This is a genomic window from Sphingopyxis solisilvae (assembly GCF_015475875.1).
In the GTDB taxonomy this organism is placed as follows: domain Bacteria; phylum Pseudomonadota; class Alphaproteobacteria; order Sphingomonadales; family Sphingomonadaceae; genus Sphingopyxis; species Sphingopyxis solisilvae.
In genome coordinates this window covers 1-13328 of sequence record NZ_JADKYM010000014.1, presented here as the reverse complement: position 1 = coordinate 13328, position 13328 = coordinate 1, and the positions used below count along the sequence as shown (strand labels likewise).

The window sequence follows — 13328 nt, the reverse complement described above, 5'->3', positions numbered from 1 at the left end:
TTCCGTCGCTGTAGCGCGGGTCGGGCGGAAGGCGGGGGTTGCTGCGCCGTCTCGATATTGGAGGCCGGCATTTTGTGAAAACGGCGAGTGAGGCCGGGGTCGGCAAAACCCAGACAAAGGTGACGATCGAAGATATTGTCGCGAAGGCGCCTCGGGCTGCTGTGAGCGATGTGAGAGGATGGCGTCTCACGGAACTACGTCACCGTGTCCTTTGCCGATCGAATAAAACAGATTGCGTGAACATCCCGATGACCGACGGCAACAGTGCAGCTACTTTACGCAATGGTCCCGGGGACGCGCGAGGTCATGTCCGGATCGGATGGGTGCCCTTGGCCAGGCCATAGCGCGCGCACCAGCAGGCGCGACAATCTGCCGCAGCGTTGCGTGTGCAGCCAGTCCATAGCCGCCGCAAAACCCAAGCATTTCCTCGAAGCTTGCAATGGCCGCAATATCCGCGTGCGGATCGCCAGCAACCCAGAGCGATGCATGCGATAGCAGGCCGACCCGCTCGCCCACACTTCCTTCGAGAAATTGCTGGCGCAAGGCTGGACCGATGCCACCCGCCACCTGTACCCCGATGTACCCATGTATACCTATTGGGATTACTGGCGTAATTCCTTCGAACGCAATGCCGGCGTTCGGATCGATCATCTGCTGCTCAACCCTTTTACGGCAAAACGGCTTGTTGCAGGCGGCATCGATATTGAGCCAAGAGCCCGGGAGAAAAGCGGCGATCATACTCCGCGTGGATTGAACTGGTGAACAGCAGTTGACGGTGCTTTACCGTGCGCGACTCCAACGCGAGCCGGCCCCGGCCACGATCAGCGCCGGCGCCGAACAGCAGGCCGACATTCAGCACGATGCCGTATGCGGCATCTATTGCGCGATGATCGATGTAGCGATGGGAGGAAGGCCAACAAACGGCCGACCGGATCATGGTGGCGGGGCGCCCGAAATTCCCGCTTTTGAGCGGGACGCCAACCGTTAAATCCGGTCGCGAGCCGACAATCCGTCTTTGCAACGAAATCCTGTCAAGCAGTAGCCCGTGCCTTGCATGATCTTGCCGAAAATGTGCAGCATCTGCCCGTCCGGAACAGTCGATTATCGTGCCGCTATTGGTGATATTTGCATCGCGAAACCGCCCCTGCGCCACCGCTGCGGTGCCTCGAAGCGGACCGACCCGCCAAGTGCAGCACTCAGGCGAATGAGGCGCTCCGCGATTTCCTCGACCGATTGCCCAACCGCCAGCCTGGGGCTGCCCCGGACACGCTTTCCGCCATGCTCCATGCCGCGAAAATCAAGCTGTACCGGAAGCAGCTGCGCCGCGGTGACGCGGCCGTCAACAACGTCGAGCTCGGCAATCGCGGATTGCCATGCCTCCGGACCATAAGCGTCGTCGGGCTTTTCCGATTGGAAGATGAAAGAGGCAAGGCCGTGAAAGAGCGGCGCCCCGCGATAATATTCGATACCCTGAAGTTCGGGAACGCCATGCGCGACAAAGGTCGCGGCGCCCGCATCGACCGCGCGCCGCGCCAAGTCGCGCTGCCACGTCGGCGTATCCGACTTGCGCGGTTCCCAATAGTGGCTGTGCAGATAGGCGATGACGACGGCACCGCTGTCGGCGGCGATCCGGATCGTCGCCAGATAGCGTTCGACATCGATTTGCGCGAGCGCCCCCTCGGATGCGCGCCGCAGTTCATTGACACCCGGACGGGTCTCGGTGGCCGCTCCGCCTTCACGGATTGCTCCTGCGGCCGCCGATACCAGCGCGACCCGCTCGCGCACGTTCAGCACGCCCGGTGCACTCGCGGCGGCAAGATCGCGGCCCGTGCCCGCATAGGCGAGCTTGCGCGCCTCGAGGGCATCAATCGTCGACAGGATACCGCCGCTGTCCAGATCCCAGGCATGATTGTTCGACGTCGCAACGATATTGACCCCGATCGCCTGCAGGCAGTCGATGACGGCAGGATCGCCGACGTGCAGTACCTCGCTGTCCGCGGGTCGCGTCGATTTCCCGGCCAGCGGCCCCGCGATCACCGTCTCCAAATCGGTGAAAACGACATCGCGCCCCTTGAGCAGCCTCCGAAACTCGCCAAGGCCGTCCCAGCCGAGTGCGCGCAGATCGGTCTTGATCAGCGCCTGGCCGAGCAGGCTGATCCGCAACGGCCGTCGCCCTGCTCCCGTCAGAACCGGCAGAAAGGCAACAGAAATTCCGGCGGCGAGCAGGCGTCGACGGGTCGGTTCGAGCCGGCAGACTGGTGACATGATCCCTCTCCCTCTTGCCCCTTCCATACCAAGCGCGATTGAAGAGGGGCAACGTCATGCACTTTTGTTATGAACATATCCGGGACTGTCATAATATTTTTGCGGGACGCGCTTCGCCCTAAGGCTGTGAACGAATCGCAATTTGGGGGACAATATGACCATCGCATTCGCTCGTTTCGCCCGGCGTCCTCGCGCCGCCAAATTTGCCGCTGCCGCCGGCATCAGCCTGGCTGCGCTCGCCTGGCCCTCGCAAGCGTTTGCCCAGAATGCGGAAGAAGACATGGCCTCGGATGCGGGCGCGGGCGGTGACATCATCGTCACCGGATCGCGTATCGGTCGCAAGGATGCCGATTCGGTCGGCCCGATCCTGACCGTCACCTCCGACGACATCGCTAAATCGGGCACCTCGTCGATCGGCGACCTGCTTCAAAAACTGCCTTCGGCCGGGGTAAGCCTCAATTCGAACGGCACACAAGGAACATCTTACGGTGCCAGTTCGATAAACCTGCGGTATCTCGGCGGGGCGGAGGGCAGCGGCAACCGCGTCCTTGTTCTCGTCGACGGGCATCGCTGGGTCGACGGTGTCGGCCAGCGCGGCTTCCGCGACTTCGTCGATCTCAACACCATTCCGCAGGGCATGATCGACGGGATCGAGATCCTGAAGGACGGCGCGTCCGCCATTTATGGCGCCGATGCCATCGCGGGCGTCGTCAATATCAAGACCGTCCAGCCGTTCGACGGGCTGCGCGGCTCGGTTCGCGCGGGCATCACCAGCCATGGCGACGGGTCCGAGCTGGGCGGCAAGCTGACGGTCGGCAAGACATGGGACCGCGCCGCGATCATCCTGTCGGGCAGCTATTTCAAATCAAGTCCGATCCGCACCGACGCCCGCGATCGTACGCGGCTGACGCTGGTCCCGCAGACCGCGGTGGGCACCAATCCCAACGGCCTGTTCATCCTGCCCGGGCTTGCGAACAACGCCTATTTCGGGACCCCGGCGGGCTTCGCAAGCTCTGCCAACCCGATCGTACTGAACAATGGCGCGACGATCGGCGCGGGCAACACCGCGGATAATGCGTTTCACGTCGGCGCGCTGCCCGGTGATGCGTACAACACGCAGGCGCAGGGCATCTACTCGACCGGACCCTCGGAGCGGTACGGCGTTTATGGCCGTTTCGACTATGAACTGACCGACGACGTCACGATCAGGCTGGATGGCGCCTACAACCGGCGCAAGTCGAACCAGCTTTTCTCGCCCGTATTGCTCGACGTCGGCGGCACGGCGGGAACCGTCCGCGGCTTCGCGATTCCGAACAATCAGGCGTTCAACCCATTCGGCACGGCCAACGGCGTACCCGCGGCGAATGCGCTGACTTTTGGCGCGAACAGCGCGTGGCGTATCCGCAAGGTGATGACCGATGTCGGCAACCGCAACAATATCCAGGATGTCGAAACGATCCGCTTCTCGGTCGGAGTCGATGGCAGCTTCATGATCGGCGGGGGCGAATGGCGCTGGGACGTCTTCGGCTCCTATTCGAAGAACAGCATCGACACGGTGGCCGAGAACGGCATCAACTATGACAATCTGTTCCTCGGACTAGGGTCGCCAGCGACTTGCGCCGCAACGGCGGGCTGCGTTCCGGTCAACCTGTTCGCCCCGATGACCGCGGAGCAGGCCGCCTATATCCGCTTCACGACGCGCGAGTATAACCGCACCGAGCTCTACAACGCCGCGTTCAACGTGACGGGGAGTCTGTTCGACCTGCCCGCGGGTCCCGTCGCTCTCGCGCTCGGCTATGAATATCGGCAGAACCGCGGTTTCGACGCGCCCGATCCGGTCGTTAACGCACCCCCGATCTATCTGAACCCGGCGCTCTACGCGAAAACGACGGGCCAGACGCGTACGCCCACGGTCGGCAGCTATGACCTTCACGAGGCCTATGCCGAACTCAATGTGCCGATATTCCGCGACCAGCCCTTTGCCAAAAGCCTCGAGCTCAGCCTGGCGGGCCGCTATTCGGACTATTCGACGGTAGGAAGCAAGGTGACGCTGAAGGCGGGGCTGGGCTATCGTCCGATCGACGACATTCTCTTGCGCGGCACCTATTCACAAGGGTTCCGGGCCCCGTCGATCAACGAACTCTATCAGGGCGCGCGTCAGACCAGCTTCCAGGGCGTGGACCCGTGCAATGGCGGTGCCTCGGCCAATCCGGGACGGCCCGGCTGTGCCGGTGTGCCGACCGGTTACAACCAGGCCAATTTCAATCTCAACGGTCTGATCCCGGGCGTGATCAGCGGCAACACAGGCCTGAAGCCGGAAACCGCCGACACGATCAGCGTCGGGGTCGCCGTTTCGCCAACCGGCGTTCGCGGGCTGTCGCTGACCGTCGATTATTACAAGATCAAGATCAAGAATGCGATCGCCTCGCAGACTCCGACCCAGATCATGCAGCTTTGCGCGGTGCGCGGCGGTGTCTTCTGCGAACTCGTCAGCCGCGACGCCGGGACGGGAGCGATTCTCGAGCTGCTGCAAGGCGCACAGAATCTGAACGCGATCACCACCGACGGGGTCGACGCAACGCTGCGCTACGATTTCAACAGCAGCATCGGCCGAATTTCGGCGGTGATCGATGCATCCTACCTCCACTCGTTCAAGACCACCGCACCCAACCCCGCGGGCGGCGAGCCGATCGTGGACGAGCGCGCGGGTCGCGGCGACGCGCCGCGTTCGACCTATCCGCGGTGGAAAGGCCAAGCCTCGCTCGGCTGGACCGGCGATACGGTCGATGTCATGCTGCGCGGTCGATACATCGGCCCGACGACCGACGTCGTGAATGCCGTGAAGGATGCGCGGACAAAGTCGATCATCTACACCGACCTCGAACTGGGCTTCAATATCGCCGACGATAGCGCGCGGTTCAGCCTCGGCGTGAACAACCTGTTCGACAAGGCGCCGCCGGCGTCCTACGCCAACGCGCCGATCAATTACGACATCTACACTTACGACGCACGCGGCCGCTTCCTCTACGCCAGTTTTTCGGTGAAGATGTAATCGGACCGGCCGCGCCGGCAACGGCGCGGCCACAGCGATGCGGGGCGGCTCGACAATGCCAGGCAAGACGAAAAAATGGCTCGACCGGGTCGAGCGGCTGGGCAATGCCCTGCCCGACCCGGTGTTTATATTCCTCGGCCTGATTGCGCTGCTGGTCGCGGTATCGGTGCTGGCCGCGCTTGCGGGCTGGAGCGCGGTCCATCCGGTCAACGCTGAAACCTTGACCGCCAAGAGCCTGTTGTCGGCCGAGAATGTCGGCAAGCTGCTGACCGCCATGCCCGACACAATGGCAAATTTTCCGCCGCTGGGATTGATCCTGGTGGTGATGCTCGGCGCCGCGGTTGCCGAACGCTCGGGCTTGTTCACCGCGCTGATGACGCGCGCCATGCACGGGGTATCGAACCGGTTCCTGTCCCCCGCAATATTCCTGATCGGCCTGTTGTCGCATCAGGCGGCCGACGCGGCCTATGTCGTGCTGATCCCGCTTTCGGCGATCATCTTCGCCGCCGCGGGGCGTCATCCGATGGCGGGAATCGCAATTGCCTATGCCGGCATCTCGGGCGCATTCGCGGCCAATCTCTTGCCCGGACAATTCGACGTGCTGATGCTCGGCATTACCAAATCGGCGACAGCGCTGCTCGTCCCCGACCATATGCTCAACCCGCTCGGCAACTGGTATTTCACGGCTGTGCTCGGGATCGTCCTGATACCGGTCGCCTGGTTTGTGAACGATCGCATCGTCGAACCAAGGCTGGGAGCCTGGACCGGGACGCCGCCCGAGGGCGAGATCGAGGACGCGGCCGACGACGGCCGCCAGCGCAAGGGACTGCGTCGCGCTGGGTTCGCCGCGGCGGTGATCGTGCTGATATTCGCCGCCTTCACCTTGTGGCCCGGCTATACGCCGCTGGTCGACGCTGAAGCGACAGGACCTGCGCGGTTCGGCCCCTTCTACGCCTCGCTCGTCGCGGGGTTCATGCTGCTGTTTCTCGTCTGCGGCTGGGTTTATGGCGCCGCGGCCGGAACGGTGTCGTCGCACCGCGATATCGTCAGGATGATGACCGAGGGTCTTACGACGATGACGCCCTTTCTGGTTATTTCCTTCTTTGCCGCGCATTTCATCGCGATGTTTGCCTGGTCGAACCTGGGGCCGGTCATGGCGATCAACGGGGCCGACTGGCTGCGCGCGCAGCAGTTTGCCACCCCGGTCATGCTGATCCTGCTCCTGCTGATGTCGTCGGTCTTCGACCTCGTTATCGGCTCGGCGTCGGCGAAATGGAGCGCGATGGCACCGATCGTCGTGCCAATGCTGATGCTCCTCGGCGTGTCGCCCGAATTGACGACCGCGGCCTATCGCATGGGCGATTCCATCTTCAACATCGTGACCCCCGTCGCATCGAACTTCGTCCTCGTCCTTGTGCTTGCCCAGCGCTGGCGGCAGGATTTCGGCGTCGGCTCGCTGATTGCGCTGATGCTGCCCTTTTCGGCCGCGATCGGCCTGACCGGGCTTTGCCTCATCGGCCTGTGGGCCGGGTTCGAATTGCCGGTCGGGCCGAGCGCGCCTGCGACCTACATCATGCCGACGCTATGACCGCCGTCCTTCTCCCCAACATCATGGTGCAGATGCGCGACGGCGTGCGTCTTGCCACCGACATCTATCTTCCCGCGGACGCGGCGGCGCAGCCGGTCCTGCTCGAGCGCACGCCTTATGACAAGCGCGGCACCAACCACGCCGATTTTTCGGTTGCCGACGAGGTTCCCCGCTCCAAGCCCGAGATCGCGCGCATCTTTGCTGCGCAAGGCTATGCGTTCGTCCTGCAGGACTGTCGTGGCCGCTATGCGTCCGGAGGTGTATTTCGCAAATATCTCGCCGAGGCCGAGGATGGCGCCGACACGATTGCGTGGATCATGGCCCAACCGTGGTGCAACGGCCGGATCGGGACGCTCGGCCTGTCCTATGGCGCCCATGTGCAGGCAGCGCTCGCCACCCTCGATCCGCCCGGGCTTGCGGCCATGTTCCTCGACTCCGGCGGCTTCTCGAGCGCCTATCACAGCGGCATCCGTCAAGGCGGTGCCTATGAGCTCAAGCAGCTCACCTGGGCGCAGAAGCATGCCTTGCTTGCGCCTGCGACGCTGGCCGACCCCGCGCGGCAGGCCGCGCTGGAGGCGGCGGACATTCGCGAATGGATCGGGGTCGAAAAATGGCGGCCCGGACATTCGCCGATCAGCGCCGCGCCCGAATATGAGGACTTCATTCTCGAGCAATGGCGCGAAGACCGCTTCGGCGATTTCTGGAAGCAGCGCGGGCTCTACGCACGCGGCTGGTACGATGATTTCGCCGATGTGCCGATGGTACACATGTCGAGCTGGTACGACCCCTATGCACTGACCGCGATCGAGAATTTCGTCGGCCTGTCAAAGCGCAAACGCGGGCCGGTAAAGCTGATCCTCGGACCCTGGACGCACGGCAAGCGCTCGCTGACCTATTCCGGGGATGCCGACTTTGGACCGCAATCGACGCTCGACCATCTGTTCGGCGACTATATCGCGCTGCGCAAGCGCTGGTTCGACCACCATCTGAAAGATGAAGGCGCGGACCCGCTGCCCGAGCCGGTCTATCTCTTCACCATGGGCGGCGGCAGCGGGAGACGCTTGCCCAGCGGACGGCTCGATCATGGCGGGCGCTGGCGCAGTGCCCCGGCGTGGCCGCTGCCCGCGATGCGCATGACGCCCTTCCATCTTCACCCGTGCGGCGGTTTACGCGAAGACGCGCCTGCCGCTGCCGGGACGTGCCGTTTTGTGCACGATCCCCATGATCCGGTACCGACGATCGGCGGCGCGATCACGTCCGGCGCGCCGGTCATGGCGGCGGGCGGCTTCGACCAGCGCGAAGGACCCGGTTTCTTCGGTTCGCGCAAACCCAGGCGCGCACTTGCCGACCGGGACGATGTGCTGATCTTCGAAACCGGTCCGCTGCCGGCCGATGTCGAACTGACGGGTCAGGCGGTTGCCGAACTTTTCGTCAGTTCGACCGCGGTCGATACCGACATCATGATCAAAATCGTTGATGTTTACCCGCCGAGCGCCGACTACCCGGATGGTTATGCCCTCAATATTGCCCATGGCCTTTTGAGAATGCGGTTCCGCGATTCCTTCGAGACGCCCGAAATCATGGAACCGGGCTATATATATCGCGTGCAGATTGCCTCCTTCCCGATGAGCAACCGCTTCGCGGCGGGTCATCATATCCGTGTCGAGATCGCCGGCAGCAATTTCCCCCACTTCGACATCAACCCCAATACCGACTGGCGGGTCGAAGGCCTCGAACCGGTCGTCGCCACCAACACGATCCATCTGGGCGCCGATCACAGCTCGCGCATCCTGCTGCCGGTCGTTCCGGCCGGCGCCCGCTGACGATGCGCAAGCCGCTCGCACCGGCCGGCCTCGAGCCCGACAAGGATGTCAGTTTTCGCGCGTTGCGGGTTTTTGCGGAGATCATGCGGACGGGTTCGGCGACGGCGGCCGGCAAACAACTGTCGCTCTCGCAGCCGGCGGTCAGCCGACTCATCGCACAGCTTGAAGCGCAAGTGGGGTTCGACCTGTTCTACCGCGACCGAGGCAAGCTGGTCCCCACCGCCGACGGCACCAAGCTGATCCAGGAAGTCGAGTTGACCCTTGCCAGCCTCGACCGGTTCAACAGCCTCGTGCGCGATATCGCAGGCTATTCGGCGGGCACGGTACGGATCGTCGCACCGCCGAGCTTTGCCGAGGGCATACTTCCCGACATCGTGTCGCGCTTCCGCGAGTGCTTCCCGGGAGTCGAATTCAACATCGATACGCGCAGCGTCGAGACGGCCCGAACGATGATCGCGATGCGCTATGTCGATTGCGGTTTCGTCAAACTGCCGACCGACGAGAGCGATCTGGCGATCGAACAGATCGTCTCCAGCGGTTCCGTTTGCGTGATGCGTGACGATCACCCGCTTGCAGAATGCGAAAGGGTGACGCCCGCCGATATCGGTCAGCATCCGCTGATCCTGCTAGGTGCAGGCCGTCACTGGCGCACCCAGGTGGATGCCGCCTTCGGTGCCTATGGCATGCGGCCCGTGGTCGCGATCGAAACGCATACCCATGGTTCGGCCTGCGCGCTTGCCGCGCGCGGAAACGGGATGGCGATACTGAACGAACTGCTCGTGAAGCCCTATATGCACCCGCCGCTCGTGAGCCGCCCGTTCGATCCGCCGATCACGCATGAATATGCGTTCGCCGTATCAAATGTTTCGCGTCCGTCGCGTCTGACGCTGGAATTCAGGAACGCGGTAACGGCCTATTTTGGTAAATAACTGTCGGCGATGTTCCCGCATTCACGGTGGAGGCGCGCAATCCCGGTCCCGGTGATGCCGCTCGATATCAACGACATCGTGCTTGAAGTGACGGGCCGCGGCCTTCGTCTCAATGGCCGGGCCGCGACCGAGAAGAAGTACCGATGGACGCTCGCCTCAATGGCGGAAACCGGAATTTTGCCGCTCGACCGGTTCACAGCCGCCACGCACAGCGGAGAGCGAGCCCCTGACTCGGTCTGACTATATATCTCCGGAATGGGAAACCCTCTTGCATCGCGGGCGGCAACCACAGAAGTCCTGACCCTAAATCTTCCCCCGCACCCCAACGAAAAACCGCCGCCCCAGATAATCATATTGCGTCCCGAACGCCGGTGCCTGCCCGATCACCGGCGGGGTTGCCGTGACCACCGTCGAAACCTGCGGCGGCGGTGTGTCGAACAGGTTCGCGACCCCCAAAGTAATCCGGAACCGGTCGGCAACATCGCGGCTGAGCGACAGCGAGTGATAGAAGGTCGCAGGCACACTGACGTCTGGGCAGAAGCGCCCGCCGGGACGGTAACTCGACGTGCGGCACGGATCGCCACCCTGCGCGCGCAGCAGATCCGCCGCGTTCGACGCCGCGCCCGTCACGTCGAGTCCGTAAAACAAGGTCCACCCACCCTTCGCCCAGCCAAGGCTGAAATCGCCGACCCATTTCGGATTGCCGATCTTGCCATTGTCGTCGATCTCGGTGCCGGGGAACAGCGCCACTTTGTCCTTCACCTGCCAGGTCATCTGGGCGCGAAACGCCAGCGCGCCAAGGCGGCCCATATCCTGATCGATGGCCAGCGACAGGTCGACGCCGCGATTGCGCTGGCGGCTGATGTTGACATGGCGGTCGGTGACCGCCGCGATGCTTTGCGCGTCGGGTCCGGCGGTCGTCGATCGCGTGAACAACCCGCACAGCGGCTCGTCGGCGACCGCGGAATCATAACATCCGCGGACGATATTCCTCGCGCCGAGCAAGCTGATCTCGTCCCGGACGTCGATGTCGAAATAATCGACCGCGAGCCGCGCCTTGAGTCCGCCCCACAGGGTGCCCGACAGGTCGGGGGTCAGGATTACCGACACCGTGCGCGCGGTCGATGCTTCGGGCCTGAGCGTCCCGATACCGCCGCCCGACACGATCGTTACCGGGCTGACCCCGCCCGCATAATTGGGGCCGATGCCGTCAGCGGCGCAATTGTCGAAAATGCGCTGGCTGATCGCGCCTGCCGCGAGCCGCGCTGCGGTCTGGATACACGGATCGACGTCCAGCTGGCCCAGAAAGCCGGTCTGGTTTTGCAGGAACAGCTCGAACAGCGCGGGCGCGCGGAACGATGTGCCCCATGTGCCGCGAAAGCGCAGCCAGTCGGTCACCGCCCAGTCGGCGCCGACCTTCCACGTCGTGTCGCTGAAACTGTCCTGCACCCCGTCGCGGCGGGTGGCTTCGACATGCGTGTAGCGCGCCGCGCCCGAGAGCGTCAGCCGCGCGATCATCGGCACGCCTTCGAGCAGCGGCACTTCGACCTCGCCGAACAGCTCCCTGGAGACGGTGCGCCCGGCAGTGATTCCGGACGTGGTAAAATTGGCGACATTGCCCGCCAGCGTTGCCGCGCCCGGGGTGTCATTGATTTCGTCACGGCGGATATGGGCGCCGAACGCGGCGCCAACCGGCCCGGCGGGGAGCATGACCAGCTTGCCGGTCAGCAGCGCCTCGGCCGATGTTTGCTTGAACAAGGTCCGCCCCGTCTCGCGTCCCGTGAGGAAGGCGCGCTCGGCGGCGGTTAAATCGCCGCGCAGCACGCGCGGGTCGGTGAAATCAATGTCGATGCACGGCACCCCACGGATCGCGGTCGTCGTGCCGACGCACGAGCGCGTGCGGAAAGTCTGCGACGCGATCGCATCCTGATAGATGACGTCCTGCGTATAGCTGGCGTCCGACCGACTGTGCTGGCCATGAACATCCCACTTCCACCCGCCGAGTTCGCCGCGCAGCCCCAGTACGCCGCGGTAGTAATCGACGTCGGCTTGGCTTTGCGCCTTCACCAGTACACGCGGGCGCAGGATGATGTTCCCGCCGAATTCGGCATTGAACGGATCGCCCATGTCGAACGGGTCGCAATTGTTAGCTGCCGGGTTGCAGAGGAAAAAGGGCAGCATTGATGCGCCGGTGAACTGGTCGACCGACATCGACTGAAAGCCGTTGTGGAGCGACTTGCGGTTACTGAACAGAAATTCTCCGTACAGCGTCGTGCCGTCGGTGACCTGATAGGCGGCATCGACAAAGGCGCTGATCCGGCGAACGTCCGAGAACACGTCGGAGTCCTGCTCGACCGGGTTGAAGCGGTTGAGCGCGCCGTTCGACGGGCCGTCAAAATCGACCCCGAAGAAGTCGGCGGGACCGAAAACCCCGATCGGGTTATAGGCATTGATCGGGATGCCGACCGCCGCAAACTCGGCGCCATATTGGCCGGCAAAGATCGTTTGGCCGCTTGGCGCAATCAATCCGGGGCCAAAGGTCGGAAAACCGTTCTGATCGGCCCCCGAAAAATCGCCGAACACAATCGCATTACCCAAGGCATTGGCACATGCCGGTCTGCCGGTGCGGAAATCGACGATGTCGGCGCGACTGCCATCGGCCTCGCGCCTCAGATATTCTTCGGAGCAGAACAGGAAACCGCGGTCGCGGCGGGTCAGGTTCAGCTGGCGAAAATAATCGACCGTCGCAAACACATGCCCGCGGTCGAATGTCTTGCCGAAACTGGCATCGATGCCATAGCTTTCGCCGCCGCCATGCTCGGTGACCGATGAAAAACCGCCGACTTCGGCGCCATTCAGGTCATTACGGGTCAATATATTGACCACCCCCGCGACGGCGTCCGAACCGTAGATCGATGAAGCGCCGGTTTTGAGAATTTCGACCTGCCGCACCACCGACAGCGGCAGCACATTGAGGTCGAACGGCGCGACTGAGCCTCGGATCCCTGCCGGTCCAGCGCGGCGGCCGTTAATCAGCACCAGCGTCCGCTCGGCGCCCAGCCCGCGTAGCGACACGCTCTGGACGTCGTTGCCGCCATTGGCGATGACGCGGTTCGACAGCGCCGAAGTGATCTGGATCGATCCCTGCGCTGCGGGCGTCGATTGCAGTATCTCAGCCAGTTGCACCTGTCCCTGCAATTTCGCGCTGTCAGGATCGATGATCTGGATCGGGTCGGCGCTGGTAAATTCGCTCTTTGCGATCCGCGATCCGGTGACGACAATGTCGTCTTCACCGGTCTGTGCTGCGGCAGGGGTGGCCGTCAATGCCATGACCGAGGCAGTGGCGGCCAGCAACACCTGGGGTCGGGTGCCTGATTTCATGATATTTTTCCGAACGTAAGAGTTGATCTCGCCCCCCGGCGCGGAGAAAATAAGGCAAACCGCGTTTCGATATGGTTACCGGGGCTTAGAAAACTACCGCTGCGACCCTCACGCCGCCCCGCCGCCGCTCGTCGGCGCCCGCCCGCGCCGCTAGGGTCAGGACCCATTGATTTGCGGTAGCGATTATGATTCAGGCGGCCGGGAAGGAGCCTGAATTTGAGCGATTTATTCTGGCTGACGGACGAGCAGATGGCGCGGCTTCAGCCCTATTTTCCGAAGAGCCACGGCCG

The 13328-nt window shown here is 63.3% G+C and carries 9 protein-coding genes; 6 read left to right on the top strand and 3 right to left on the bottom strand.

Features of this window, described 5'->3' with window-relative positions; translation table 11 throughout:
• Positions 1 to 270: 270 nt before the first annotated feature.
• Positions 271 to 738, bottom strand: coding sequence for a hypothetical protein (locus IR187_RS11035; RefSeq protein WP_194954666.1), 468 nt, complete (start codon positions 736 to 738; stop codon positions 271 to 273).
• Positions 739 to 769: 31 nt separating this feature from the next.
• Between IR187_RS11035 and IR187_RS11030 the strand changes: the two genes are divergently transcribed.
• A complete protein-coding gene (locus IR187_RS11030; protein ID WP_194954665.1) occupies positions 770 to 988 on the top strand; it encodes a hypothetical protein in 219 nt (72 codons plus the stop codon).
• Between the two features lie 113 nt (positions 989 to 1101).
• Here IR187_RS11030 and IR187_RS11025 read toward each other — a convergent pair whose 3' ends face one another.
• The gene (locus IR187_RS11025) at positions 1102 to 2265 is read right to left on the bottom strand and encodes a CapA family protein (protein WP_194954664.1); all 1164 of its coding nucleotides are present in this window, start codon (positions 2263 to 2265) and stop codon (positions 1102 to 1104) included.
• A gap of 154 nt (positions 2266 to 2419) precedes the next feature.
• Between IR187_RS11025 and IR187_RS11020 the strand changes: the two genes are divergently transcribed.
• Genes IR187_RS11020 through IR187_RS11000 form a run of 5 tightly spaced genes read left to right on the top strand, consistent with a single transcriptional unit; the run spans position 2420 to position 9897 of the window.
• A complete protein-coding gene (locus IR187_RS11020) occupies positions 2420 to 5317 on the top strand; it encodes a TonB-dependent receptor (protein WP_194954663.1) in 2898 nt (965 codons plus the stop codon).
• A gap of 55 nt (positions 5318 to 5372) precedes the next feature.
• Positions 5373 to 6905, top strand: coding sequence for an AbgT family transporter (locus tag IR187_RS11015; RefSeq protein ID WP_228765822.1), 1533 nt, complete (start codon positions 5373 to 5375; stop codon positions 6903 to 6905).
• Positions 6902 to 8728, top strand: coding sequence for a CocE/NonD family hydrolase (locus tag IR187_RS11010; protein WP_194954661.1), 1827 nt, complete (start codon positions 6902 to 6904; stop codon positions 8726 to 8728). Before IR187_RS11015 ends, IR187_RS11010 begins: the two co-directional genes overlap by 4 nt.
• 2 nt (positions 8729 to 8730) lie before the next feature.
• Complete coding sequence (locus tag IR187_RS11005; protein WP_194954660.1) at positions 8731 to 9657, top strand: LysR family transcriptional regulator; 927 nt, start codon at positions 8731 to 8733, stop codon at positions 9655 to 9657.
• Positions 9658 to 9711: 54 nt separating this feature from the next.
• Complete coding sequence (locus IR187_RS11000) at positions 9712 to 9897, top strand: hypothetical protein (protein WP_194954659.1); 186 nt, start codon at positions 9712 to 9714, stop codon at positions 9895 to 9897.
• A 63-nt stretch (positions 9898 to 9960) separates the two neighbouring features.
• Here the strand turns inward: IR187_RS11000 and IR187_RS10995 are convergent, their stop codons facing one another.
• The gene (locus IR187_RS10995; protein WP_194954658.1) at positions 9961 to 13038 is read right to left on the bottom strand and encodes a TonB-dependent receptor domain-containing protein; all 3078 of its coding nucleotides are present in this window, start codon (positions 13036 to 13038) and stop codon (positions 9961 to 9963) included.
• Positions 13039 to 13328 lie beyond the last annotated feature (290 nt).